The organism is Streptomyces sp. NPDC101191, assembly GCF_044767915.1.
In the GTDB taxonomy this organism is placed as follows: Bacteria; Actinomycetota; Actinomycetes; order Streptomycetales; family Streptomycetaceae; genus Streptomyces.
Genome location: NZ_JBIWOU010000001.1, coordinates 189,800 through 213,854 on the forward strand (window position 1 = coordinate 189,800; position 24,055 = coordinate 213,854).

Genomic DNA, 24,055 nt, shown 5'->3' on the forward strand with positions numbered 1-24,055 from the left:
GCTGTTCCCGTCGCCGACCGTCCCGGGCCCACCAGGAGGGGCGCCGCGCAACCGACGAGGCCCCCGGCTTCGTCCGTCTCCACGTCGGCTGCCCCGCGCGATGACGGCGGCGGGAGTGGACGCGTGGGTACGGGGGCTGTGACGGCTGGCCTGATCTTTACGGCCCCGGTACGGCGCGCTCGGCTCTGGTGCCGGGGGACGGGCGTCCGTACGGTGAGCGCTTGGTGTCGAAGGGACGGCACGGCACGGCACGCGAAGCATGGCACGTCACGCACGGCACTACATGACACGCACGACACGTCGAAGCGGGGGAACGTATGTCGTTCGAGGAGGAATGGCGGCAGGCGCGTGGGGACGCGGCCGAGCAGCCCGCCGTCGCGATGCGGCTGAACCAGACCGGAGGCGGCGGCGCCACGCCCGATCTGGCCGTCAAGAGCGACGCCCTGGGGCCGATCGGCGCGGACGCGCATGTGCTGTACGAGGGGGTGAAACGGGACACCGAGACCGTGCGGGTCTCGAACTACGAGGCGGCCGCGGCGCTCACCGCCGGACGGTTCACCTGCGGAGCGCAGCTGATGCAGGTGCACGAGCGGTGGTACACGCAGGTGGGAACCCTGCGGGACGCCTGTGCGCAGATCTCCAACCACCTGGACTACTCGGTCGCGGCGCACGCGAAGGACGATGCGGAGATCCGGGGCGATCTGATGGCCGTGTCCAAGATCAACGAACTGCTGAAGTAGGCCGGGGGAAACCATGCTGACGTACTGGGACGTGCTGCACGCGCCGGTCGACAAGCTCAAGACTGCTGTCGACGACTGGTCGGCCATGGCGAGCAAGCTCGCGCTGCTCGCCGCCGACGCCCGCGACGGGATGCAGGGCAAGGCCGACAAGGCGGACTGGGCGGGAGTGAACGCGGAGGTCAGCCAGGCGTTCATCCGCAAGGTCGCGAAGGAGTTCGACGACGCGGCCAAAGAAGCCAAGGGGATGCACCAGCTCCTGCTCGACGGGTACACCGCGTTCAAGAAGGCCAAGGACGCCCTTCAGGCGATCGTCGACGGCGCGGAGCAGGCGGGCATCGTCGTGGACAACCAGGGCCTGGTCACCGCCCGGTACCCCGTGTCCGCCGACACCACGACCCGGCACGACCCGGACACGGATGAAGCGAGGGCCAAGGAGAAGGCCGACCTCGACGCCTGGACCGAGCGGATCCGGGCCGTCGTGGCCGGCTGCACGGCCGATGACGAGTCACTCCGGCTCGCCCTGGCCGCGAACGTCGGCGACCCCCATGACTTCACCGCCCCCACGTACACGAGCCTGGACGCCGAGGAGGCCCAGCGCGCCTACGAGCTGGCCCTCAAGGGTGCCAATGGCCGTCCCCTCACCCATGCCGAACTCCAGCAGCTGAACCAGCTGTTGGCTGCCAACCAGAAGTCCGTCGAGTTCACCACCTCGTTCTACGAGAAGCTCGGCCCCAAGGGGACCCTGGACCTCTTCGCCCAGATGTCCACGGACACCTACACCACCGCCGGACCCAAGGAAGAGCAGCTGAAGGACGTCCAGGACCTCCAGCGGAACCTGGGCCTCACCCTTGCCACGGCGACCGACCCCGACAGCAGGATCCTCGTACCCGGCGGCAACGGAGTCCCGGTCAACCCGCTCGGCGACTGGTCGGCGGAGTTCCGGAGGCTGGGCACGCAGAAGCTCCCCCTGTTCCCCGGCGACACCATGGGGGTGTACGGGTACCAGGCGCTCGCCGGCATCCTGCGCTACGGCGACTACGACCCGCGCTTCCTCAACCCGATCGCCGGACATGTGGTGCAACTGCACGAGCAGAACCCGCACTTGTTCGCCGACAACAAGCGCGACGTCTGGCAGCAGAACATCTTCAACCCGTCCGGCCTCAACGGGGCGGGCTACGACCCGCTGACCGGCGTCCTCGAAGCCCTCGGCCACAGTCCCGAGGCGTCGAAGCGGTTCTTCACGGAGGAGCCGCCGACCGCGTACGACACGGACGGGACGCTCAAGGTGGGCGCCCGGCCCGACCTCGGGAAGGAAGACGGCCGGCCGATCACGAACTATCTCGACTACTTCGCCCGCGAAGGCGGCGCGGAGTCCTTCCCGGACGTCGGCCGCAACGACCCTCACCACATGAAGGGCACCGACGCGTACCTGCCGTCCGCGCTCGGTCATGCCCTGGAGGCGGCGACGCTGGGTCACGCCTGGGACGATCCGCAGCCGGTCCTCGCCAAGGACGAGACGACGGCGAAGCTCACCGAGAGCGTCATCGACGCGTACGGCGACGCGAAGCTGCTCAAGGAGCAGGAGGCACTGGCGGAGAGCATGGGACGCATCGGCGCCGGGTACATCGACGACCTTCAATGGGCCGTGGACAACCGCGGCCAGCAGAGTGTGTTCGTGCCGCACACGGATCCTGACTCCCATGCGAGGGTCAGCCGGGAGGATGCCGTCGACTTCCTGACCGCGCTGGGTCAGCATCCCGACGCCTACGAGGTCGTCTCGGTCGCGGACCAGGTCGCCACCACCGCTCGCCTGGACACCATGCTGCGCCCCGACGCCCACGCTCCGCTGCCCGACCAGGGCCCGGCCCAGTTCGTGATCGGGGCCGGTGCGCAGGTGCAGGGGTTGCTCGACCACGCGCGCGCCGAGCAGATCAAGGCCGAGGGCGAGAAGGCGTACGAGGAGTACGAGAAGGCGCACGAGAAGATGCAGACCCTGATCGAACTCGGCACCGGGGCCCTCGTCGGCGCCGGCGTCGCGGCGCTGCCCGCGACGACCGCGAGCGTCGGCGTCGGGGCGGTTCTCGTGCCGGTGGCCATGGACAGCGGTGCCGCCTTCGTGGAGCAGACGATCAACGACATCCTCGGCAAGTACGGCGAGGAGGGTCTCGAAGACAAGAAGGAGAGCATCGAGGTCCAGATCCGCCGGGCCACCAAGGACATCTATCTGGCCGGCGAAAGGCATTTCGTGGCTCCGGTGGATCGTTACATCGCCCTGCAGCACCTCGGGCCCACGGATGCGAACGCCAAGGCGGCCCTCCTTGCGGCGCAGGTCGGCTACCTGATGGGCACCGGCCAGGCGGCCAACACGGGGAACCCGCCACAGCCCTGATCGTGCTGTGCCTGGCGGGCCCGCCGGGTTCGCCGCGCACGAGAGCGCCCTCGCCGTTCACCGCGGCGAGGGCGCTCGCGTCGTCGCGCCGATGCAGGGGGCGGTGGCTCGGAAGAGCGCGGCCCCGCCGTCGGCAGGCCGGCCGACCCGCGTGCCGCGCCCCAGCCGCGAGCACCGAGCCCGGAACCGTGCCCGGTCTCGCGGCGGGCGATCGCGGGTTCCACCGGCCGCCGCACCCCTCAGTACCAAGGGCGGGCGTCGGGGGTGGGCAGCGGACGGAGCTTCGGCCAGCGTTCGAGCAGGCGGTCGGCGAGAGCCGAGCCGAGGCGGCCGACGGCATGCAGGTGGTCGTGGTCGCGGGTCATCTCGGCGACCACGCCAAGGCGGTGGACCAGCCTCTCCCGGGCGGAGACGTGGCCCCATGCGAAGTCCTCCGAAGGCACCCGGGCTAGTTGGTCGACCGTCCCTCGGTGCGCCCGCTCGACGAGCGCGTCCCCCTGGATCAGCCAGCCTGCGCACGCGTCGGCGAGGTCACCCGGCACGTCCGTTCCTGTCAGGCCTCGCCAGGTGCTCCGGTAGATGTCCTCGACCTCCGTGAGCGGGGCCGCGGTGACCGACATGGCGCACCAGCAGGTGGGGAAGCCGATGCGGAAGTAGGCGAGTTCGATCAGGCCGTTGCCGAGCGAGGCACGCTCGAAGTCGACGAAGCGGACGCCGTCGGTGGTGCGTAGATCGTTGCCGGGGCAGGGGTCGCCGTGCAACAGCGCGTGGTGCCCCGACGGGTCCAACCGCTCCAGGAGACCGGCGAGTTCACCGGGCACCGCGGGGTGCACGGGCACGTCGAGCGCCGCGGCCAGAGCGAGGAAGGACTCCGCGTCGGTGGCATCGGGTCCTGACCACGCCGGTAGTGCGCCTGCGTCGGCGGGGCCGGTCAGGGCGTGCAGCCGGGCGAGTGACTCGGCGTACCCCGGCATCCAGTCGTCCGTCTTGCCGAGGTCGTCCAGGTGCTCGAGCACCATCACCCGCGAGGACGGGTCCGTGGCGAGCACCATCGGGGCCACCGCGGGACCGGAAGCCCGCCCCGCCAGACGCAGCCCGGCGACCTCCCGCGCGAATCGTGTGTCCGCGTCGGCGCTCACGTCCCCGTCGGCGGTGACCTGCTTCACCACCACCAGGCGTCCGTCGGCCAGCCGCACCCGCCACACCCGCGACCGCGGACTGCTGTCCAGGAGTCTGGTGTGCTCAGGGGTGCCGACGACGGAGAGCAGCGCCGCATCGAACGGAACATGGTTCAACATCCCAGGAGCGTACGGGCCGTGGCCTCGCACGCGCGAGCGCTCGTGCCCCGCCGACGTCTGACCGGCAGCCCCGACCCCAGGGCCACGCCGCTACCGTCAGCGTGTCTCCGCAGTGTTCACGGTAGCCAGCCGGCGGTTGTACTGGATCACCTCGTACTTCTGGTCACCGGTGACGACGACCTCCGGGCGCGTGGGTGTGGCAGGGAAGAAGTCGTCGGCGCGCACCGGTGCCCGAGCGGCCACGTACGCCTGCCCCTGGGGGAACGCGTACATGGTGAAGCGCGTCTGTTCCGATGCGGGCACTCCCTTGGGGTACTCGGAGGCGCGTGGGTAGGCCGTCGTGTAGACGGAGACCGACGGAGTCCCGCTCGCGGGCCGGACGATCCGCGCGTTCGGGGCGAGGCGGGTGTTCGCACCCGCCGGGTTGTGGATCCACCCCTTCCGCCCACCGAACCAGATGGCCGTCCAGTCCCCTCGCACGTCGGCGACCACGAACTCCTGCCCCCACATCGCGGTGGCTCCCCAGTCGTCGATGCGGTCGGTGCTCGCCGACCCGTCCGGATGGAGAGCGAGGTCGGGGACGAGCGGGGCGTCGTCGCGGGGCTCGGTGCGGACGTAGAGGAAGTTCGACGGCTGCGTCCGGGTGCGGCACGTGGGGGCGCACACCGTCACCGTCTGCGCGTTCTTGCCGTACGTCGGGGCGATCGTGACCGCCTGTCCGATCCCGATGTTCCCGCCCGTCCCTCGTCCCTCGGCCTCGCGGTCCCGGCGGTGATCCGCGTCGAGCAGGGCCATGAACTTCTCCCAGTCCCAGTAGGGGCCGGGGTCCCAGTGTGCGTCCGGCGCGCGGGCCGGCCTCGTGGGAAGGACGTTGTCGTGCCCGATGATGTGCTTGCGGTCCAGTGGGACGTCGAAGCGCCGTGCCAGGTAGAGCACCAGCGTGGCAGTCGCCTTGTACTGGGCCGGGGTGAACCAGGTCGGCCCCTGGGCCGCGTATCCCTCCAGTTCGATTCCGACGCCGTGCAGGTTGACCCAGTAGTTTCCGGCGTGGAAGGCGATGTCCTTCGTGGCAACCATCTGCGTTGCCTCGCTGCCGTCGGCCTTCAGCACGTAATGCGCGGAAACCCCGCTGGCGGGGTCCTGGAACCAGCTGACTCCCCCGTCGTAGGTCCCTTCGAGGTCATGAATGACGATGAAGTCGACGTCCAGGCCGTTCGCTTTCCGCGAGGACACCTGGTAGTTCGAGGCAGCGGCGGCAGCGAACCGGCAGTTCAGCTCGATGGGGCACTCCGGCGCCGCCGCCGCGGCCGACGTCCGCAGCCTCAGGGACGCGAGCTGAGCCGTCGCCGGACGGACGGACGCCCTCTTCGGCAACGACACCCGCTGGCCGTCCTCGCGCACCCGCTGCTTGCCGCTGCGGATCACCGCGAACACGCCGTCGGCGAACCGTCCGGCCGTAGCGGTGTCGGCGGCCTGGCTGTAGCGGGCCACAGCCCCGTACCACCCGCCCGGGTCGGACGGCAATTCACGGGTGATCTGCCGCTGGTACGAGGCGAGCAGCGCAGCGCCGCCCCGGAGGTTCTGCAGCTCGTCCCGCTTGAGCGTCTGCGGCGCGACGCCGATCATCTCGGCGGCGGCCTGCAGGGTGTGCTCGGACGGGTCGTCGGTGCCGGTGGCGTCCACCGGCCCTTCGCCGGGGCGGTGGGGGTACGTCTTCCCGGACGTCGTGTCCGTGAGGTGCATCGGGCCGTAGCCGCCCTTGGTGCTCGGGCGGCCGTGATGGCCCTCCCACCACGAGGACTCGTAGCTCACACCGAGAAGTACGTCCTTCGGCACACCGAACTCTGCTGCCGCTTGCTCGGCCGCCCACTCGAAGCCGCCGGGTGTCGCATCGGCGGGGTGCGCGTTCCCAGCAGCGGCGCATCCCCAGATGAGGGCCACCGCCACTCCAACCGCGCCGAAACCCCGGTGTCCCCTGTGTCTTCTGGCCACACCACGTCCATTTCGCTCTGGCGTCGGAGTCGTCGTCGAGGCCGGTTCTGCGGCCCCGGCAATCCTTGGGGCGGAAGCCTCCCGGTCCGGCCGACACGCCCAACACCCGGAGGCCCGTCACCGCACCGGAGCAGTGATCGTGGCGCAGCACCCACGTCGCGGCGGGGCGGGGCGGGGCGGGGCGGGGCGGGCTACGCGGATTCCCCACCTGGCCGACTCCGTGAACAGCAACGGTGGTGTCGGAAAACTGCCAGAGAATGGCGACCTTCCCTGTTGGACTGGCGGTCGCACTCTGAATGTGATGTCCAACTCAGGACGGAATACATGTCGACAGCAACCGCCGCCTCTGCCCAAGCTCCTGCACCGCCGGACCCGGGCCGCTCGGCCCTGGTTTCCTGGCTGGCCGTGATGTCGGTGATGCTGGGGATCTTTTCGGTCGTCACCACGGAAATTCTGCCGATCGGCCTGCTGACCTCGATCGGATCGAGTTTCACCATCTCTGACGGAATGGCCGGTCTCATGATGACCATGCCGGGATTCCTGGCCGCGGTTTCCGCCCCGTTGGTCACGGTGGCCACCGGGCGTATCGACCGGCGGGTGATGTTGGGTGTGTTCACCCTCTTATTGGCGCTGGCCAATTTCCTGGCCGCCATCGCGCCGAACTACTGGCTGGTCCTGGTCTCCCGTGTCATGGTGGGGGTCACCATCGGCGGTTTCTGGTCCATCGGAGCCGGGCTCGCCGACCGGTTGGTGCCTGCTGCATCCGTAGGCCGCGCGACCTCGGTGATCTTCTCCGCGGTGCCGCTCGGCTCCGTACTCGGGGTACCGCTGGGCACCCTCATCGGTGACATCGCGGGCTGGCGGACGGCGTTCCTGGCCATGGGCGGCTTCACGCTGGCGGTCCTCGCCCTGCTGCTCCTGGTCGTCCCGCCGCTCCCCTCCACCCAGACGTCGCGCCTCGACGTCCTCGGCGGCATGCTCCGGAGGGTCGACACGCGCTTCGCCCTGGTGATGACCTTCCTCGTCGTGCTCGCCCACTTCGGCACATACACGTACGTCACACCCTTTCTGGAGCAGGTGACCCACGTGAGTCCGGCTCTCGTCACGGTCCATCTGCTCCTCTACGGAGCAGCCGGGATCGCCGGCAACTTCCTCGGCGGATCGACCGTGGGGCGCTATCCGCGGGCCGGGTTCGCCGCGGCCGCGGGGTTGCTCGCCGGTGCGACCCTGCTCCTCCCGGTCCTCGGCCGGTCACACACGGGAGCGGTGGCACTGCTGATCGTCTGGGGCATCGCGTACGGAGCCGTGCCGGTCTGCTCGCAGACGTGGTTCGCCAAGGCTTCGCCCGACTCCCCCGAGGCGTCCTCCGTCCTCTTCACCGCCTCCTTCCAAGCCACCATCTCCATCGGAGCCTTGGCCGGAGGCGCCGTCCTCGACCACTCCTCGCCCTCGACGGTCATGGTGCTGGGCGGACTGGCAGCCGTCCTGGTGGTGCCGGTGGCCTGGGCCCACCGGGCGGGGACATTCCGCCGGCCCAAGGCCCCATGACGACACCGTGTCAGGTACGGCGACCGTGTCAGGTACGGCGATCCTCCTGGGCACGCGCCCACAGCGATTGCCTTCTCGTCGGGGCCGCACGTCGGTTGGGCGGTGGCAAGCGGGAGGATGCCCTGCGCCGCTCCGGTGCTCAGCCCCGCAGGGTGGCGATGGCCTTCTCGATGCGTCGTTGGCGCGTCTCGGGCCTCTTCGCGCCCTCGATGGCGCGCACATGCTCACGCTTGCGGCCCAGGGCAAGGTTGTCGAAGGCGGCGCGGGCGACCGGGTCGTCGTCCAGGGCCCGGGCGAAGTCCGGGGGCTCGACGACGACACGCGGCTCGGTGTCGAGCGCCAGTTCGACCTCGCCCTCCTCACCGATCTCGACACCCGCGGCCTGCCTGTTGGCGTTGCTGAGGCCGAGCAGGTGACGGCCTCGCAGAATGGCGACCCGGCTCTTCCACGAATGCCCGTTCACCGTGATCGTCACCGGCGGCCGCGCGCCCCCACCGAGCGCTGTCACCACCTCGGGCGGAACCTCCAGGCCCCGCATGGGCTCGGGTGGTTCGACGTAGGTCCGAAACTTCATGATCCTTCTCCTGTCGTTCTGCCGACGCCACTCACCCCGCGCGTCCGATCCGCCCGGCTCCGATGACCGCTCCCGGTCTCCCACGGGGACCGTCACGGTCCCTGGACGGCTTGAAGGCAAGGGTTCGCAGCTACTCGGCGTAGGGCTGGTCGGTTCCCGAGGCGCTGTAGCCGAGACTCCAGATATAGCCGTCCGGGTCGGCGAAGGTGCCGCCGTACCCGCCCCACGGCAGAGCGCCGGCGGGCTTGAGGACCGTGGCGCCGGCCTTCTCGGCCTCGGCCATGATCTCGTCGACCCGCGTCTCACTGCGGACCACGTAGGTCAGAACCAGTCCGCTGAAACCGCTGCCTTCGGGGTCCGTGCCCACCTGGCCGGCCAGGCCTTCGCGACTGTAGAAGCCGACCGGCGATGCACCGTCCGATGCGAAGAACACCGAGATGCCGTAGTCGTTCTCGATCTTCCAGCCGAGCCCGTCGGCGTAGAACCGCTTGGCCCGGTCCATGTCCTGGACACCGAGGAGGATCGAGCTGACGTGCGCCTTCATGTCCTGCTCCTTGCACGAGGGGTGAAGAGTGGCCGGACATCCGGGCAAGGGCCCGGATGCCGCATCGGCGGATGTTGTCCGCCGGTCTTTCGGTACGACGGGGGCCGGTTCAGGGCGCCGTGGGGGCGGGCGATGCGGCGGTCTCCCAGGTGAATCCGTCCAGGTCGGTGAAGGCGTCTGCGGTGCCGCTGAGGACGATGCGGTGCGATCCGGTGCCGTCGGCGGGGACGCCGAGGTCCTTGGCCAGGCCACGGCGCTTGTAGAGCGCCAGCTTGACGGGGCTGGACTGGCCCGGGGCGAATTCGGCGTACTTGCCACCGAAGCTCTTGGCCACGGTCAGGCCCCGGTCGACGTAGAACTGCTTGGTGGCCTTCACGTCCTCGACGCCGAGCAGCAGGACGACCTCGTCGATCTCGCGAGTGGCGGGGCCGTTGTCCCTCTTCGCCGAGGTCGCGATCTTCCAGAACGTCCCGTCCGGGGCCTGCACGACGCCGCCGTAGCCCCACAGGGACTTCGCGGGGGGCTTCGGGACCGTGGCGCCGGCGTCCACGGCGGCGGCGACGAAGGCGTCGACGGTGGCCGGCCCGGACACCGTGAGGGCCAGGGTGAAGCCGCGGAACCCGGTGGAATGCGCCTCGGGCGCCTCCCTCAGGCGGATGTACGTATCCACGCCGAAGGCGCTGTAGAAGCGGTGAGCGGCCTCGAGGTCGGCCACCTCAAGGGTGACGGAAGCGAGGGACGTGTGGGCTGCGGTGGAAGTGGTGGTTGCCATGTCCATCACGCTAGGCGGTGCGCGGCGGCCGGCGCTTCTCGAATCCTGATCGGTGTCGGTACCCGCCTCGACATCTGCCCTTCCTCTTGAAGGAGGCCCCCACTCCCCCACACCGTCCTTTGCCCACCTGCCTCAGGTCCGCTGCGCTAGCCTGAGGCCGTACCCGACCGCCGGAGGACGTGATGGCGCACCTGACCTTCAACCAGGCGGAGCAGCGCGAGCTGCGTGCGTCCGCGCGGGCCGAGTTCCCCGGGAATCCGGCACTCGCCTACGTGCTGGAGAACCTGGCCGCAGAGGGCATCGACCTCGACCGGTGCCGCGACTGGGAGGACATCCGGGCCGAGCACGGGCTGCCCGACAGCGACCGGAGCGGACAGGACCCGCACGTTGCCTGAGCGCACCCGCGGCCGTCGCCCCCGCATCGTGTTCGTCGAGCCGGCGGAGACCCAGGTCCGTGCCCTGACGACCGTACGGATCGCCCAGCTCGACGCCGCACTCAGCGAGATCGCCACCGACCCGTCGGACGTCAAACCGCACGCCACCGCCTCCGCGCTGCGTGACTACCAGCACTCCGGTGTCCGCGTCGTCTTCTACGCAACCGCGCTCGGCAGCATCCTCATCGTCACGTACGTCGAGGTCGACTGACCGGCGCCGACGAGGCACACGGTCGTTCCGGAAGGTTCTCGTACCGTTTTGCCGGGACACCGGACCGTACCGTCCTCGACGACCGACGTGTCGGGGAGTTACTTGGCGCCCCGGCCGGGCTCTGGCACACCTTCCGGTCATGCCGTCATGGGCCATCGCGTCAGCACGACGCGCCTGTTCATCCGTAGTAATGACCCTGCGGTCGACGAAGCGCGGGCCAGGGCAGACTCCGGCCTGCAGCCATCCCCAGTCGATCGGACGACGTCATGCCCATGCACAGGGCCGCAGCCGCCGTAACAGCAAAAGGCCACATCTTCGCCATGCTGGATGTGGACGGCGACGGTGTGATCTCCCGGCAGGAGTACCTCGCTCGTCCCGAGCGCGCCGCAGCGGCACTCGGACGCGGCGGAGACGACCCTCTCGTCCGGGCCGCTCTCGTCACTCACGAGCAGGTGTACGCGTCGATGGACGCGGACGGCGACGGCAAGGTGACCTTCGACGAGTACGCGGCGTGGGCAGGCGGCGCGACCTTCGACGCCGTCTGCCGACAGGCACTGGGATCGTTGTTCGACCTCGCCGACACCGAGACCGTGGGGGCCCTGAGCCGGACCGAGTTCACACGGCTGCGCGTGGCACTCGGCAGCACCGCCGACAACGCTGAAGCGGCATTCGACGCGCTGGACACCGATGACGACGGGCGCGTCGACCGCGACGAGTACCTCGGCTCGATCCGCTCCTACGTGACCGACGGCGCTTCGCCCATGGCCGAAGCCCTGCACACGGGCGCACGCTGAGCCAGAGGGCAAAGCGGGCAAGGGCGGCCGCCACCCGCCCTTGCCTTGGCTTCGTACACGAGAACGGGTTCCGGCACAGCTTCCGTGGAGCTACGCCGGCTGGGCTTGTGTCTACGGGCCAAGCCGCTGACCTGCCGGTTCCTGGCGTGCTTCGGCCTTGGACCTTGAGGTCCGGCTCAGCACCACAGAAGTTGTGCCAGAACCCGACTTCGGACAGCAGTTGTTCACCGCTTCGGGAGGCGGTTGGATCGGGGCGGGGCCGATGTTCATGAGAACGGGAGGCACCTGAGCCGGAGCCTCCACCCGCTCCGGGAGCGGACCGCCGGAGGGGGCTGTCGTGGACTGGCCGACGGGGCTGCTCGGTTTCGCCGCGGGGCTGTTGATTTCCCTGGCCACGGCGCCCGTGGGCGTCTCCGGAGCGGTCTTCCTGCTGCCCGTCCAGGTCAGCCTGCTGGGCGTGCCGAGCCCGGCGGTGACACCGACGAACCTGCTCTACAACGTCGTGGCCGGCCCTGGCGCCCTCTTCCGCTACTGGCGGGCCGGTCGCCTCGGCGGGCCACTGCCCCGCCTGCTGATCGCCGGGACCCTGCCCGGCGTCGTCCTGGGCGCCCTGATCCGCGTCTTCGCCGTACCCGGGCCGCGCGTCTTCCGCCTGCTCGTCGCGGCGCTCCTGCTGCCGCTCGGCCTGTGGCTGGGGCTGCGCACCGTACGTCCGGCACCGGCCCGGGACGCAGGGCCTCCCTCGCCAAGGGCCACCCGAACGCTGGCCCTCCTCGTCGGCGTCGTCGGGGGCATCTACGGGATCGGCGGTGGCTCTCTGCTCGGCCCGATACTCGTCGGCCGCGGGACCCCGGTCGCCACCGTCGCCCCCGCAGCCCTCGCCGCCACCTTCGTGACCTCCATCGTCGGCGCGGCCACCTACGCACTGCTGTCCCTGACCACCACGGGCGACGTCGCCCCCGACTGGCTCCTGGGCCTGTCGTGCGGGGCCGGCGGGCTCCTCGGCGGATACCTCGGCGCACACCTCCAGCCCCGCCTGCCCGAAACCACCCTGCGCCTCCTCCTGTCCGCCCTGGCGACCGGCGTCGGCGTCCTCTACGCGGTGCAGATACTGGGCTGACCACATGACGATCCGGGCGCCACGCCGCAGGCGGGTGCCGTCGAAACTCGTGAACACCCGGCTCCGGGCCGGCGGCCTGGCGCCTCACAAAGCCGTGTCGAAGTGCTGCCCGTTCTCACGAACACAGCCACTCCTGGGAAAGCCGCTCCTGGTGATCTTCGGTGAGGACGACCGTCGATGGCATTCCTCGTCCGGCGGGCGAACTCGGCGTACGGGTGGGCCGCATGACCGGCAGGCACGCCGTGCGGATCCTCGTCACCGCCTTGACCTCCTACAGCTGGTCCCCCATGCCGGCCGGATTCGGAGGATGCGTCCCGCCACCGTCCTTGATGTCCTGGTCGCAGGTTCTTCTGTCGTAGGACTGGTCATTGGGGATCAGGAGCACTCCGGCAACCTGCTCAGGGTGCTCGACGGCGAGCCAGTCGTCCCCTGTGAGGGCACCGTCCGGCCCGAACGCCTGCGACGAATAGACCGTCTGACACCCCAACACCAGGCGCTTCTTGTCGACGGCGCAGGCCTCCACCGCGGGGCCGGATATCTCGTCGGCGCCGTCGAAGCGGTAGTGAAAGTGAACCCGGTCGCCTTGGGAGGGCACCTGCGGGTGGGGCTCGAGGCGCCAGTCGACGACCTCGGCGGTGACGCCGAGAGGCCGCCCTGATGTGTCCTCGACCTGCACCTTGACTCCGGCCTCACCGCGGTTCGCCGTCGTGTCGGTACAGCTCCAGAGGGAGGAGCAGCCGGACAGGGCGAGAACCACCAGAGCCAAGGGGGCACCGGCGAGTACCCGTGCAGGGAACACTGAGATGACCTCCGGTCGGGGTGGGGCGGAGCAGTGTATCCCGGTGCCGTCCGGCAGCTGCCCGTGATGGCGGCCGGCGCCTGCGGCGGGCGAAGCCGAAGTGCAGAGAGGAGCCACATCGACTGAACCGCCGCTGTCGAACCCCACGTCCCCTGGCCGGCCAACCGATCCGGCTGAAGGAGTCCGATACCCGGTAGCGACGCAGGGACTTCATGGCCTGGCGGAGCTGGAGGCGGCCACGGCCGCCTCCCGTAGCGCGCTTCAGCTCACCGCACGCTTCACCAGTGCGGCGATCCGCTCCTCCACCTCGGCCGTCACCTCGGTCAGGGCGAAGCCGGACGCCCACATCGGGCCGTCGTCGAGCTTCGCCTGGTCGCTGAAGCCGAGCGTCGCGTAGCGCGCCTTGAACTTCTCCGCGCATTGGAAGAAGCAGACGATCTTGCCGTCCAGTGCGTAGGACGGCATTCCGTACCAGAGCTTCGGCGTGAGGGCGGGGGCCGCGGCGGTGACGACGGCGTGGACGCGCTCGGCCAGGGCCCGGTCCGTGTCCTGCATCTCGGCTATCTTCGTGAGCACGTCCTGTTCCGCCTGCGCCTCCCTCTCCGCCTTCGACCCGCGGCGTGCCCCGGTCATCTTGAGTTCCTGCGCGTGGTCCTTCATCGCGGCCCGCTCCTCGGCCGTGAATCCCTGGTGCTTGCTGACGTCGGTGCTGCTCATGGTGGATCTCCTTGAGGGTCTGGATGGGTGATGGGGCGTGGGAGGGGCGGTCAGGACCCCGTTGGGGGCGTGTCCCCGGCCGTGAGGGCGTGGTCCCGGGGCGTGCGAGGCCATGGCCCCGGGTGTGGGAGGGGAACGGGCAGGCGTCAGGCCAGCCAGTGGCCCTCGCGCATCAGTTCACGGCCGGACAGTTCGTTCTCCTCACGCCAGGCCTGGACGCGCTGCGGCGTGATGCGGAACCAGCGGTACGACGTGGTGAGGGAGCGCGGGTCGAAGCCGGTGCGTGCGGCGAACCGGTCGCCCAGGTGAGGGGGCAGCGCATCGATGTCGAGGACCTCCACGTCGCCTTCGATCATGGCGACGTCACGGGTGTGGCCGAGGGCGAGCCGGGCGGTCCGGGTGGCGGCCAGGTTCCGGCCGGTGGGACTTGCTGCCGGGGTGGCCGCCAGGAGCGCCTCGCCGTCCCAGTCGAAGGACAGCGGCACCAGATGGGGGGCACCGTCCACCGAGGCGCTGGCGACCCAGACGTCGACGTCGTGGGTGAGCCGGTGCTCGGTGTCGCGACGGCGCTGTGCGCGGGAGCGGGGTGGGGTGCTCATCGGTCCTGCACCAGCCCGAGGAGGTTGCCGTCGGGGTCGATGACGGTGGCCACCAGTCGGCCGCCGCCGACATCGTGCGCGGGCTCCTTGACGGTGGCCCCCGCCGCGGTGACTTCGGCGATCTTCGCCTCGATGTCCGAGACGTGCCAGTAGGCCAGCGACGTGGTCAGGCCCTGCGGTCCGCCGCCGGGGAGGAGGCCGACGTGCTGTCCGGCGACGTCGAAGCCGACGTAGTAGGGCCCGTCGGTCTGCGGCGCGACACCGAGCAGAGCGGCGTACACCGCCTTGGCCTGGCCGAGGTCCGACACCGGATGCAGGACGGTCATCATCCCCTGGGTGGAAGAGCTGGTCACGGTCACTCCTTTCGTCACGGGCCCCGATCGGCCGGGCCCCGTTCGTTGTGGTCACAGCCTCTCCCGACCGTGGTACGGAGCGCCTCCGTGCCGACCACGGAAAGCACTACGGATCGCGGAGGGCACCACGGATAATGACCCGGTGTCCACTCCAGTGATCTCTGCTCGGGAAGCCGACGTGCTCGCTCTGCTCGGGGAGCATCTGAGCAACGCGGAAATAGCCGCACGGCTGTTCATCTCCGTGCGGACGGTGGAGTCGCATGTCTCCTCCCTGCTGCGGAAGTTGGAGGTGCCGGACAGGCGGGCCCTGTCGCGTCGCGCGCCCGGGCCGCCGCGCGCGGAGCAGCAAGGCCCGGCACCGGCGCGCCCGGCACGCGCGCTTCCGGCACCGCTGACGGCGTTCGTCGGCCGGGCCCGGGAACGCGCTGAGCTGGCAACGGCGGTGACGGAGCGTCGGCTGGTGACCGCCGTCGGCCTGGGCGGGGTGGGCAAGACCCGGATCGCGCTGGCGGTGGCGGCCCAGGTGGCCGGCGACTTCGCCGACGGGGTGTGCTTCGTCGACCTCGTCCCGGTCACCGATCCGGGTCGGGTGGGCGCGGCGGTCGCGGCGGCCATGGGCGTGGGCGAGCAGCCCGGGCGCGGCATCGACGACACCCTGGTGGCCGCACTGGCGGACCGTCGGGCGCTGCTGGTCCTGGACAACTGCGAGCAGGTACGCGACGGGGTGGCGCCGTTCCTCGAGCAGCTGCTCGTCGCCTGCCCGGGGATACGCGTGCTCGCGACGAGCCGGGCCCGGCTGATGGTGCCGTTCGAGTGGGTCTTCCCGGTACCGCCGCTGTCGCGCGTCGGCGGCGGCGAGTCGGAGGCGGCCGCCCTGTTCCTGGAACGGGCGGCAGCGGTCGGCAGGGCCCCTGCCCCGGAGGAACGCGACCGGATCGCAGCGCTGTGCGAACGGCTCGACGGCATGGCCCTGGCCATCGAACTGGCGGCGGCGCGGTGGTCCACGCTCGGCCTGGACGGCCTGACGGCCGGCCTCGGCGACCAGTTGCGGATCCTCGCCGGCGGCCCCCGTGCCGACGGCAGGCATCGGTCGGTGCGGGCCGTCCTCGACTGGAGCCACGACCTGCTCGAACCGCAGGACCGGGCGCTGCTGCGGCGGGTGTCGGTGTTCGTCGCCCCGTTCACCGCCGAGGCGGCTGCCGAGGTGGCCGCCTTCGCCCCGCTGCAGGCGGCCGCGGTCGCCGACGGCCTGGGCAGGCTCGCCGAGCAGAGCCTCCTCGTCGTGACACCGTCCGAGACCGGCACCCGGTACCAGGCGCTGGAGACCCTTCGCCAGTACGGTACCGAGCGGCTCACCGACGCCGGTGAACTCACGGACATCCGATCACGCCACCTGGCATGGTGCCTGGCCGGAGCGGCCGGCCTCGAGGAGCTCGGCGGGCCGGACTGGCGAGCACGGTTCGACGCTGTCGCGGAAGACCTGCGCGCTGCCCTGGCCTGGGCCGCAGACCGACCGGAACAGCAAGCGGACGCACGCCGTCTGGCCTGGTCCATGGCCGGGCTGGCCTTCCACAGGAACCTGCTGGGCGAGGCCCAACAGCGTTACGAACAGGCGGCTTCGCTGTCCGCCGGCGCCGATGCCGCCGCAGCACTGCGGCAGGCCGCCGGAGTGGCCGGGTGCCGCGGCACGGGCGACGACGTGTATCGCCTGCACCGGGCCGCCGCCGAAGCCGCCCACCAGGCCGGGGACACCGCCTGGGCGGCCCGTGACCTGGCGGCCGCCGCCACCGCCGCGTACCGCTTCTCCAGCACGTTCAGCCGGATTCCGTCCGTGGACGAGGTGACCGGCCTCCTCACTGCGGCGCGCGAGCAGGCCGGAGTGAACGACCCGGCCGCCGAGGCGGCCCTGGCGCTGGCCGACGCCGCGGTGATCGCGGACGCGTTCGGCGCGGTCCAGGGGGCCTTGGACAACACCGCGCCGGACACCGTCGCCTGCGCCGAGCGTGCCGTCGAACTCGCCCGGCGCGCGGGAGACCCGGTGGCACAGTCCGCCGCACTGGACGCGCTCTCCGGCGCTCAGAGCTGGGCCGGTGAGACCTTCGCCGCGGCGGCCGCCGCCCGTGCCCGGATCGACGTCCTGGCCTCGGCGCCGCACACCCCCGCCCGGACGCACGAGCTGACCGACGCCCTCGCCATGGCCGCCGCGACCGCCGTCGGCGCGGGCGAGCTGGCGGCGGCCCGCCGGTGGGGCAGCCGGCTCGCAGAACAGCCGCAGCTCGCCGAGGTCGGCGACCACGCCACGTCCTGGCTGCTCGTCGCGGACGCCTTCGCGGGCCATGCCGACCAGGTGCTCACCGGCAGCGTGCGCTTCCTCGACGCGTGGCAGCAGGCCGGCCGGCAACGATCGTTCTCGCTCGGACCGGCCGCCGCGTCCATCGCCATGATCCACGGCCTGCGTGGCGACCACGAGGCCCGGGCGACCTGGCTCGCGATCACCGAGCAGGCAGGCAGCAAGGAGGACCACCACCGAGGCCACGGAGCCGTCTTCGACACGGTCGTCCTGCTCCACCACGGCGACGCGCAGGCCGCCCTCGAACGCACCGCACCCGAGCCGGAACAGGTGTGGAAGTGGGTCTGCTGGGTCTGGCTGCACTGGTACACCGCACTCCGGGCGGAGGCAGCGGTCCTCGCCGGGCACCCGGATGCCGGGGACCGGCTCGCCGCCGCCCGGGCCACGGTCGCCGGGAACCCGGTCGCGACCGCCCTGGTGGACCGGGCGCAGGCCCTGCTCTGCGGCGACCAGGCGCGGCTGCTCACCACCGCGGCGGCTTTCGACGCCGCCGGCTGCCGCTACCAATCGGCGCGCACCCTGCTGCTCGCCGGAGGCGTGCACACAGCTACCGGCGCAGCCGCACTGGCCGACCTCGGCCTCGCCCCCATGACCGTGGCCCGACCACACCACCCGCGCCCCTGAGACAGCACCCCCGGACCACCCCGCACCCGGGGCCGGGTTCGGCCTTGCCTTCGTGGGTGGCCCCGGTCCCTCATCGGGCGTTCCTGGCCCGTCCGGGCCGCTATCTGTACCTCCGGAAGACTCCCCGCGGCTGCGAGGAGTGCGACGGGGGCAGAACGTGGCCGCGGCCCGGGACCTCCTTGCCCTGGTCATCTCCCGGCTCCCTCCTCGCGCGCGTCACGAACTCGCGGTACTGGTGGAGGGGTTGGACGAGGAGCTGTACCGCCGGACCCTGCCCGATCCCTTCGCGCCCCGTCAGCCGTGGTACCAGCCGGGAGAGTGGTGGCACCACCGGCTCTACGACGAGTCCGCTCACCTGTGACACCCACAGCCGACGTCCGGCGTGGTCCCGAGGCGGGCGGTGCGTCCGGGGTACCGGTCAGCGCGTCATGGCCTCGGCGAACGCCCGTACGTCATTGGCCCGGCCGCGCGCAAGGACGAAGCCGCCGGGCGGCGGGAACGATGTCCCTCCGAGGCGAAACGGCTGGTGCCGCCTGCGGGAAGGGGAGGAACCGCAGGCGGCACACGAGCCGGTCGCCGCCGTCCACGACTCGGGGGTGTCCGCAGTCGACGGCGCTTCCGCCCGCCTGCCCCCGCGGGCACACCTCAAACCATGTCTTTCCCGAGGGAAAAGGGTGGGCATGGGCGTCGGATTCGCGGGCACAAGGTCGTGGAGCGAATGGGGTCGCTCAACGGGTCCGCGGCATCCCCCTCCGCGGGGCCCGACAGGGTGGAGACCGGCTCGCACCAGTGGTGTGGTGCGGGCCGGTCACCTCTGCGGCGTACCGACCACGGCACGGGATGACCCGCGAGAGGGTGCCCGCCGGTTCAGCCGTCGGCCGAGGTCCGTGTCGGGACGATCCCGGCGCCGCGGGTGGGATCGTCGGCGCCGCGACCGGGGTCTTCGGCGGTGGAGGGCGGGTCGGCGGCAGGGGCGCGCAGGTCGAGAGTCCAGTTCTGGCCGACGAGATCGTGGCCGTAACTGTGATGACGTTCCTGGTCGGCGAGGTGGAAGCCGAAACTCTGGTAGATCCGGCGCGCCGCCGTCAGCACGTCGTTGGTCCACAGCGTCACCTTCTCGTAGCCCGCCTCACGGGCGAAGGCGAGGCACGTCTCGACGAGGCGCGTCCCCAGGCGGAGGCCCCTGCCCTCCGGGGTGACCAGCAGGATCCGCAGTTTGGCCACCTCAGGCTGATCGCCCGCGACGAGAAAGACGCAGCCCACGCGCCGGCCGTCGATCTCGGCGATCCAGCCCGCCTCGCGGGCCGGGTCGTGTGCGGTTCCGTAGGCGGTGACGATCTTGGCGACCAGGACCTCGAAGTCGGTGTTCCACCCGAACTGCTGGTCGTACGCCTCGCCATGGGCCATCACCACCCATCCCAGGTCGCCGGGACGGTCGGCTCGGCGGATGACGGCTTGCTTGCGGTCTTGCTGTGACATGAGCGCTCTCCTGGCCCCCGTGATCGTTCCGTCCCCACCACTGAAACAGTCGTTTCAGTTAGGCTAGCCCCATGCCCCGAGAAGCGCCAACCCCGTCCGCCCGCCAGAACGAGCTGCTGGAGGCCGCCTACCGGTACGCACTCGTGCACGGTCTGGCCGACCTGTCGTTGCGCCCGCTGGCCGAGGCCATCGGCTCCAGCCCGCGGGTTCTGCTCTTCCTCTTCGAAAGCAAGGACGGACTGCTGCGGGCGCTGCTGGCGCGCGCACGCGCCGACGAACTGGCGCTCCTCGATGAGGCGAGCGGATCCGACGGCACCGTGGGACTCGTGTCAGCCGTCGAACGGCTCTGGACATGGCTCGCCGCGCAGGAGCACAGGCCCTTGCTGCGTCTGTGGGCCGAGGCGTACACGCGCTCCCTCGTCCAGCCCGACGGACCGTGGACCGGGTTCGCCCGTGCCACGGTGGAGGACTGGCTCGGCGTCCTGGCCGGCTTCCAGCCGCCGTCCGAACGCGAAAGCGAGACCGGCGCCACCCGTCGCACCCTGGCCCTGGCCGTACTGCGCGGCGCCCTGCTCGACCTCCTCGCCACGAACGACGAGAAGCGGGTCACCCAGGCGGTCGCGCACCAGCTTGCCCTGCTCCACGACGGCACCGGACGCGACTGACGAGTCGGCCTGGCCCACTCCACGTCCCTTTGACGCTTCGATTCCTCCGGGCGCACGGTGGGCGCCGAGCACCGGCGGTCGGAACTCCGCGGGCGAAGGCGGAACGGCCGAGAGTTCGCCGCCCGCGGCAGCTCCGCCGACACGAACACCCCTACCGCCTACGCTCGGTCGGCTCCGGGGTCAGCGGGCACCGAAGACCTGGGTCCAGTACGGGCCGCCGGAGTCGTGGATGCCGACGCCGATCTCCTTGAAGTCACAGTTGAGGATGTTGGCGCGGTGGCCGGGGCTGTTCATCCAGGACTCCATGACCTGCTCGGCGCTGCTCTGCCCCATGGCGATGTTCTCCCCGTAGGTGGACCACGGGTAGCCGGCGGCGGTCACGCGGTCGCCGGGGCTCGCACCGTCCGGGTTGGTGTGGTCGAAGAAGTCGCGGGCAGCCATGTCGTCGGAGTGCCCCTGAGCCGCCCTGGTGAGGGTCGCGTTGGGCGTGAGGGCACCACAACCGGCCTTGGCACGCTCGGCGTTGACCAGGGCGATGACCTGATCGGCAACCGAGGACCGGCCCGGATCCTGCTGCGTTCCGGTCTTCCTGCCCGCATCGGTGCCACGCGTGGCGGCGGCCTTCCGCCGGGCGGCCGGCGTGGTGGCGGATGTGGTGGGGCGTTCCGGAGCGCCGGTCGCCGTGGTGGGCCGGGGGGCCTTGCCGGGAGTCGTGGCCGGTGTCTTCGATGCGCCCGGGGTCCGTGCCGTAGCAGCGGACGCGGAGGTGGAGGGGGATGCGGAGGTGGACGTGGAAGGGGATGCGGAGCTGGTCAGGGCGCCGGGCTCGTTGGTCAGGCCGGCGTCGAGGTCCGGAGCGGCAGCCCGGTTGGCCTCCAGGAGGTCACTGCCGCCTCGGCCCGCGTTCAGGGTGAAGGCGCCGCCGGTGACCGCGACGACGGCAAGACCTGCCGCGACCACGACGCGGCGCCGGGTCCGCTCGTCGGCCTGCCGGCGCCGCCGGCGAGCAGCCCGGGTCCCCTGCCGCCCACTCACTGCTGCCGCAGGATCCGACCCCGCCCGTACGTGGTGACCGGCCCCGCCGACAGGGGTGGCCGCGAGCGTCTGCGGCGCGGCGATCGCCCCAGTCGGGGCGAGTGCTTCAGGCCCGGTCCCGCCGGCCGCTCCGGCCGTGCCGAAGGAGTACGGGGCGCCCACCGCCCAAGCGGCCGAACCGTCTGCGCCGGAGGCAGCCGTGCCGAAGGCCGGGCGCGTGCCGTCGCCCGCCGCTTCGGCGAACCCGGTGGCGCAGTAGCCGCAGTAGACGGTGTGCTGGGCCAGCTCGTCGCGCCAGGCGGCGCCGGGGTAGCCGTCCCAGCCCGCCAGCCGATCATCGAGAAGGGGGCAGCGGGGAAAGCGGACGAGCGCGATCGTCACGGACTGGGCCGAGGAGATGCGTGCACGCAGCTCCTCGTAGCGCAGCTCCGTGTACTGCGGGGCCCAGTTCAGCGCTGCCGCCGTCTCGTCACGGCCCAGAAGCCCGTCCTGCTCCAGCGACCACAAGGCCGCCAGCACGGCGTCCTCCACGTCGAGCCAGCACGCGGGGTCGGAGTCGCAGGCGTCGGGCGCGGCACGGAGGGGGAGGCCTGTCGCGTGGGCGAGGACGGTCGCCACACCGATACCGATCAGCCAGGGCCGGAACGCGTCAGGCGAGGTGAGAGTCCCGAGCGCGAACTCGGCACGGTGCAGCGTGTCCCGCACGATCGCGCGTACCGCAGTGTCGTCGGCACCGGGGCGGCCCTCGAGCGCGCGGGCAGCGAGCGCGTGCACCAGGGGCTCGTGGGCGCCGATGAGCTGCTCCCGCGCCCAACCGTCCCCGTACTGCGCCGCGCGTATCAACTCCACGTCCACCGACCGCTCAAAATCCGAGACCCGCTCCATCGCGCCCGCCCTTCCGCATCGCTCGTGAAAACCCGTACGCAAGGGAGAACCGCCACGGGAACCCGGATAACGGAAACGACGACAACCGACCCTGTGACCCCAGTCACACACCACATCGCGCATCAACCCCCCGGTGCGCTCCCCCACCCGCCCGCGCATCGTGCCCTGTTGAGCATCCACGTGCGCGTCCGTGAGTACGCGTACTCACGCGCGGCGGCTCTCCGGGGCCGAGAGTGGAGGAAGACCGAACGACTGGAGACCCTCGTGTGCTTGCCCTACACGTCGAGCCGAACCGCCGCCGTCCTGCGACCCGGACGCTTCCGCGCCGCGGCTGCCGCTCTCGCGAGCGCGGCAGCGGTCGTGGCTCTCGCCGGATGCGCCGGTGTCGAGTACCAGGAGGCCATCTGCAGCAGCGGTGAGTACCCGGTGATGTCCGTGGGCGGGACCGGGTCCGCCTGCGTCTCGGACAAGCAGGAGCCTCCTGCGGGCTTCGTGCGGTACCCCGAGGGCAAGGTGCCGCAGCACGTCGACGACACGTGGGACGTGTACTGGGACACGCACACCCTCGACAAGGAGGGCAACATTATCGACGCTCCGGACGCGGGCTGACCCGGATGCGGGGAGGCCCGGACGCTGGGAGGTCCAGGTCCGGACACGGGGAGGTCCAGGTCCAGACACGGGCTGATCCGGACGCGGGGAGGTCCGGACAGAGCGGCCCCGACTTGCGTGCGGAGCCCCGGCTCTGTCCCACCGTCAGCCGGCGCGTTCCGTCGACCGGCCTCCGGCTCAGGGGGCCTTCCAAGCGCGGGCGGCGACCTGCGTACGGCCCGCATCGGCTCAGACGCGGGCCGTACACGCACACGCTTCAGGGCGCCCAGGGCGCGAGCACGTCCTTCATCGCGTCCGTCATCGCGAACTGAAGCAGCGGGCCGTAGGTGATCCGGCGTACGCCGAGGCGGCGGAAGCGTTCGAGGTCGTGCCTGACCGGATGGGCCGTGGTGTTCACGGGGACGGCGACGGCGCCGGTCACTGCCGCGAGCAGTTCGTCGTCGTCCTGAATGCTCACCGGGTAGACGCTGTCGGCTCCGGACCGCTCCATGGCGAGCAGCCGCTCGATCGCCTCGTCCAGAGCGGCGGAGGCGTCGTCGGCGTTCTGGAACAGGTCGGTGCGCCCGTTGATCCAGACCGGCACTCCCGCGTCGTCGGCGGCCGCGCGGAGACCGGCGATGTAGCTCGCGTGTTCCTGCGTCGTGCGCATGCGTCCGCCGTCCGAGTGGACGGTGTCCTCGACGTTGAGGCCGACGCCGCCGGCCTCGGTGAGTCCGGCGATGAGATCCGCGGGCTGCTGTCCGTAACCGGACTCCAGGTCCACGGACACCGGTACGTCGACGGCCGCGATGATCCGTCTGACGGCGGCCAGCACTTCTTCGAAGGTCTGCCCCTCGTGGTCGTCCGCCCCGCGCGAGTCGGCGAGGGGATGGCTGCCCACGGTCAGCGCAGGGAAGCCGGCGTCGACAGCCGTCCGCGCGGACCAGACGTCCCAGACGGTCGGCAGCACGAGCGGCCTGTACTCGGCGTGCAGCTGCTTGAGGCGCTGCGCGCGTTCCACAGTGGTACGGAAGTCCATACCGCGACGCTACCCTCGATCTCCGTGAAAGCCGTGCCGACGGGGCGCGGCGCGATGCGATGCGATGCGGGAGGGTGCAGCACGGTGGTCGCCCGTGCTGCCGCGGTCCCCGGTCCGCTGACGGTCTGCGGCATCCGGCCCGGGCGGCCGGGAGCGCCGCACTCAGCGGCCCGCCGCAGGCGGCATCACGCCTGCGGCCGAGCGCCGCGAGGGGGGGCGGGCGCTCGCTTTCCCGGCGCGCGAAGGTACGCGTCGCTTCCGCGTCTGCGCGTGGTTGTCGGCGGTCAGGGAGTGAGAGCACAGCGCAGGGCTTCCGGCGAGAACAGCCTTCCGGATCCGTCCGGTGGTGCCAGCCACGAGAGGTCTTCCACGCTACGTGCCGGGTCCGGCACGGCGACCCACGTTCCGGTCGTCAGATGCCGAGCGACCTGCCCCAGTGCTCCGGGCGGCTCGGCAGGAGTCGTCAGGAGGACGAGTTCGTGGCGCTTGCGGTCACGCAGCACGGG

At 71.3% G+C, this 24,055-nt stretch carries 23 protein-coding genes; 11 read left to right on the forward strand and 12 right to left on the reverse strand.

Going from position 1 to position 24,055, the window contains the following annotated elements:
• Positions 1-317 precede the first annotated feature (317 nt).
• Positions 318-740, forward strand: coding sequence for a hypothetical protein (locus ACIRQF_RS00845; protein ID WP_404087689.1), 423 nt, complete (start codon positions 318-320; stop codon positions 738-740).
• 13 nt (positions 741-753) lie between these two features.
• Positions 754-3,129: a hypothetical protein gene (locus ACIRQF_RS00850; protein ID WP_404087691.1), complete on the forward strand. Its 2,376-nt coding sequence runs from the start codon at positions 754-756 to the stop codon at positions 3,127-3,129.
• Positions 3,130-3,368: 239 nt separating this feature from the next.
• Here the strand turns inward: ACIRQF_RS00850 and ACIRQF_RS00855 are convergent, their stop codons facing one another.
• Both ACIRQF_RS00855 and ACIRQF_RS00860 read right to left on the reverse strand, forming a co-directional pair.
• The gene (locus ACIRQF_RS00855) at positions 3,369-4,427 is read right to left on the reverse strand and encodes a phosphotransferase (RefSeq protein ID WP_404087693.1); all 1,059 of its coding nucleotides are present in this window, start codon (positions 4,425-4,427) and stop codon (positions 3,369-3,371) included.
• Between the two features lie 96 nt (positions 4,428-4,523).
• Positions 4,524-6,368: an N-acetylmuramoyl-L-alanine amidase gene (locus tag ACIRQF_RS00860; protein WP_404087695.1), complete on the reverse strand. Its 1,845-nt coding sequence runs from the start codon at positions 6,366-6,368 to the stop codon at positions 4,524-4,526.
• Between the two features lie 375 nt (positions 6,369-6,743).
• On the opposite strand from ACIRQF_RS00860, the gene ACIRQF_RS00865 reads away from it, so the two are divergent.
• A complete protein-coding gene (locus ACIRQF_RS00865) occupies positions 6,744-7,967 on the forward strand; it encodes an MFS transporter (RefSeq protein ID WP_404087697.1) in 1,224 nt (407 codons plus the stop codon).
• A 139-nt stretch (positions 7,968-8,106) separates the two neighbouring features.
• Here the strand turns inward: ACIRQF_RS00865 and ACIRQF_RS00870 are convergent, their stop codons facing one another.
• The 3 genes from ACIRQF_RS00870 to ACIRQF_RS00880 form a co-directional block, all read right to left on the reverse strand.
• The gene (locus ACIRQF_RS00870; protein WP_404087699.1) at positions 8,107-8,541 is read right to left on the reverse strand and encodes a YdeI/OmpD-associated family protein; all 435 of its coding nucleotides are present in this window, start codon (positions 8,539-8,541) and stop codon (positions 8,107-8,109) included.
• A 130-nt stretch (positions 8,542-8,671) separates the two neighbouring features.
• Positions 8,672-9,085 carry a VOC family protein gene (locus ACIRQF_RS00875; protein ID WP_376634005.1) on the reverse strand — a complete coding sequence of 138 codons (414 nt, stop codon included), beginning with the start codon at positions 9,083-9,085 and terminating at the stop codon, positions 8,672-8,674.
• Between the two features lie 109 nt (positions 9,086-9,194).
• Positions 9,195-9,863: a glyoxalase gene (locus ACIRQF_RS00880; RefSeq protein ID WP_404087701.1), complete on the reverse strand. Its 669-nt coding sequence runs from the start codon at positions 9,861-9,863 to the stop codon at positions 9,195-9,197.
• A gap of 176 nt (positions 9,864-10,039) precedes the next feature.
• Between ACIRQF_RS00880 and ACIRQF_RS00885 the strand changes: the two genes are divergently transcribed.
• The 4 genes from ACIRQF_RS00885 to ACIRQF_RS00900 all read left to right on the forward strand — a co-directional run bounded on the left by ACIRQF_RS00885 (position 10,040) and on the right by ACIRQF_RS00900 (position 12,416).
• Positions 10,040-10,252: a hypothetical protein gene (locus ACIRQF_RS00885; RefSeq protein WP_382484218.1), complete on the forward strand. Its 213-nt coding sequence runs from the start codon at positions 10,040-10,042 to the stop codon at positions 10,250-10,252.
• Positions 10,245-10,502, forward strand: a complete 258-nt coding sequence (locus tag ACIRQF_RS00890; RefSeq protein ID WP_404087703.1) for a hypothetical protein — start codon at positions 10,245-10,247, stop codon at positions 10,500-10,502. Before ACIRQF_RS00885 ends, ACIRQF_RS00890 begins: the two co-directional genes overlap by 8 nt.
• 266 nt (positions 10,503-10,768) lie before the next feature.
• Positions 10,769-11,296: an EF-hand domain-containing protein gene (locus ACIRQF_RS00895; RefSeq protein ID WP_404087705.1), complete on the forward strand. Its 528-nt coding sequence runs from the start codon at positions 10,769-10,771 to the stop codon at positions 11,294-11,296.
• A 337-nt stretch (positions 11,297-11,633) separates the two neighbouring features.
• Positions 11,634-12,416: a TSUP family transporter gene (locus tag ACIRQF_RS00900; protein WP_404087707.1), complete on the forward strand. Its 783-nt coding sequence runs from the start codon at positions 11,634-11,636 to the stop codon at positions 12,414-12,416.
• A gap of 271 nt (positions 12,417-12,687) precedes the next feature.
• Here ACIRQF_RS00900 and ACIRQF_RS00905 read toward each other — a convergent pair whose 3' ends face one another.
• The 4 genes from ACIRQF_RS00905 to ACIRQF_RS00920 form a co-directional block, all read right to left on the reverse strand.
• Positions 12,688-13,215: a hypothetical protein gene (locus ACIRQF_RS00905; protein ID WP_404087709.1), complete on the reverse strand. Its 528-nt coding sequence runs from the start codon at positions 13,213-13,215 to the stop codon at positions 12,688-12,690.
• 261 nt (positions 13,216-13,476) lie between these two features.
• On the reverse strand, positions 13,477-13,932 hold the full coding sequence (locus ACIRQF_RS00910; RefSeq protein ID WP_404087711.1) for an iron chaperone: 456 nt from the start codon (positions 13,930-13,932) through the stop codon (positions 13,477-13,479).
• Positions 13,933-14,078: 146 nt separating this feature from the next.
• Positions 14,079-14,531 carry a pyridoxamine 5'-phosphate oxidase family protein gene (locus tag ACIRQF_RS00915; RefSeq protein WP_404087713.1) on the reverse strand — a complete coding sequence of 151 codons (453 nt, stop codon included), beginning with the start codon at positions 14,529-14,531 and terminating at the stop codon, positions 14,079-14,081.
• Entirely contained in the window at positions 14,528-14,884 is a 357-nt protein-coding gene (locus ACIRQF_RS00920; RefSeq protein WP_404087715.1) for a VOC family protein, read from the reverse strand. The genes ACIRQF_RS00915 and ACIRQF_RS00920 overlap by 4 nt, the downstream gene beginning before the upstream one ends.
• Before the next feature lie 142 nt (positions 14,885-15,026).
• On the opposite strand from ACIRQF_RS00920, the gene ACIRQF_RS00925 reads away from it, so the two are divergent.
• Together ACIRQF_RS00925 and ACIRQF_RS00930 are read left to right on the forward strand one after the other, a co-directional pair.
• Entirely contained in the window at positions 15,027-17,858 is a 2,832-nt protein-coding gene (locus ACIRQF_RS00925; protein ID WP_404087717.1) for an ATP-binding protein, read from the forward strand.
• 157 nt (positions 17,859-18,015) lie between these two features.
• The gene (locus tag ACIRQF_RS00930) at positions 18,016-18,219 is read left to right on the forward strand and encodes a hypothetical protein (protein ID WP_404087719.1); all 204 of its coding nucleotides are present in this window, start codon (positions 18,016-18,018) and stop codon (positions 18,217-18,219) included.
• Positions 18,220-18,725: 506 nt separating this feature from the next.
• Here the strand turns inward: ACIRQF_RS00930 and ACIRQF_RS00935 are convergent.
• Complete coding sequence (locus ACIRQF_RS00935) at positions 18,726-19,337, reverse strand: GNAT family N-acetyltransferase (protein ID WP_404087720.1); 612 nt, start codon at positions 19,335-19,337, stop codon at positions 18,726-18,728.
• Positions 19,338-19,408: 71 nt separating this feature from the next.
• Here ACIRQF_RS00935 and ACIRQF_RS00940 point away from each other — a divergent pair, with 71 nt between their 5' ends.
• A complete protein-coding gene (locus ACIRQF_RS00940; protein ID WP_404087722.1) occupies positions 19,409-20,002 on the forward strand; it encodes a TetR family transcriptional regulator in 594 nt (197 codons plus the stop codon).
• A 180-nt stretch (positions 20,003-20,182) separates the two neighbouring features.
• Here ACIRQF_RS00940 and ACIRQF_RS00945 read toward each other — a convergent pair whose 3' ends face one another.
• Positions 20,183-21,922, reverse strand: a complete 1,740-nt coding sequence (locus ACIRQF_RS00945; RefSeq protein WP_404087724.1) for a CAP domain-containing protein — start codon at positions 21,920-21,922, stop codon at positions 20,183-20,185.
• 270 nt (positions 21,923-22,192) lie between these two features.
• Here ACIRQF_RS00945 and ACIRQF_RS00950 point away from each other — a divergent pair, with 270 nt between their 5' ends.
• A complete protein-coding gene (locus ACIRQF_RS00950; RefSeq protein ID WP_404087726.1) occupies positions 22,193-22,531 on the forward strand; it encodes an SCO0607 family lipoprotein in 339 nt (112 codons plus the stop codon).
• Between the two features lie 256 nt (positions 22,532-22,787).
• On the opposite strand, the gene ACIRQF_RS00955 is transcribed toward ACIRQF_RS00950, so the two are convergent.
• Positions 22,788-23,549, reverse strand: coding sequence for an isocitrate lyase/phosphoenolpyruvate mutase family protein (locus ACIRQF_RS00955; RefSeq protein ID WP_382484244.1), 762 nt, complete (start codon positions 23,547-23,549; stop codon positions 22,788-22,790).
• Between the last annotated feature and the right edge of the window lie 506 nt (positions 23,550-24,055).

Excerpts from the sequence above, each read along its gene's own strand:
- ACIRQF_RS00845 (WP_404087689.1), top strand. The coding sequence starts at position 318 with ATGTCGTTCGAGGAGGAATGGCGGCAGGCGCGTGGGGACGCGGCCGAG.
- ACIRQF_RS00850 (WP_404087691.1), top strand. The coding sequence starts at position 754 with ATGCTGACGTACTGGGACGTGCTGCACGCGCCGGTCGACAAGCTCAAG.
- ACIRQF_RS00855 (WP_404087693.1), bottom strand. The coding sequence starts at position 4,427 with ATGTTGAACCATGTTCCGTTCGATGCGGCGCTGCTCTCCGTCGTCGGC.
- ACIRQF_RS00865 (WP_404087697.1), top strand. The coding sequence starts at position 6,744 with ATGTCGACAGCAACCGCCGCCTCTGCCCAAGCTCCTGCACCGCCGGAC.
- ACIRQF_RS00870 (WP_404087699.1), bottom strand. The coding sequence starts at position 8,541 with ATGAAGTTTCGGACCTACGTCGAACCACCCGAGCCCATGCGGGGCCTG.
- ACIRQF_RS00875 (WP_376634005.1), bottom strand. The coding sequence starts at position 9,085 with ATGAAGGCGCACGTCAGCTCGATCCTCCTCGGTGTCCAGGACATGGAC.
- ACIRQF_RS00880 (WP_404087701.1), bottom strand. The coding sequence starts at position 9,863 with ATGGACATGGCAACCACCACTTCCACCGCAGCCCACACGTCCCTCGCT.
- ACIRQF_RS00885 (WP_382484218.1), top strand. The coding sequence starts at position 10,040 with ATGGCGCACCTGACCTTCAACCAGGCGGAGCAGCGCGAGCTGCGTGCG.
- ACIRQF_RS00895 (WP_404087705.1), top strand. The coding sequence starts at position 10,769 with ATGCCCATGCACAGGGCCGCAGCCGCCGTAACAGCAAAAGGCCACATC.
- ACIRQF_RS00910 (WP_404087711.1), bottom strand. The coding sequence starts at position 13,932 with ATGAGCAGCACCGACGTCAGCAAGCACCAGGGATTCACGGCCGAGGAG.
- ACIRQF_RS00915 (WP_404087713.1), bottom strand. The coding sequence starts at position 14,531 with ATGAGCACCCCACCCCGCTCCCGCGCACAGCGCCGTCGCGACACCGAG.
- ACIRQF_RS00935 (WP_404087720.1), bottom strand. The coding sequence starts at position 19,337 with ATGTCACAGCAAGACCGCAAGCAAGCCGTCATCCGCCGAGCCGACCGT.
- ACIRQF_RS00940 (WP_404087722.1), top strand. The coding sequence starts at position 19,409 with ATGCCCCGAGAAGCGCCAACCCCGTCCGCCCGCCAGAACGAGCTGCTG.
- ACIRQF_RS00945 (WP_404087724.1), bottom strand. The coding sequence starts at position 21,922 with ATGGAGCGGGTCTCGGATTTTGAGCGGTCGGTGGACGTGGAGTTGATA.
- ACIRQF_RS00955 (WP_382484244.1), bottom strand. The coding sequence starts at position 23,549 with ATGGACTTCCGTACCACTGTGGAACGCGCGCAGCGCCTCAAGCAGCTG.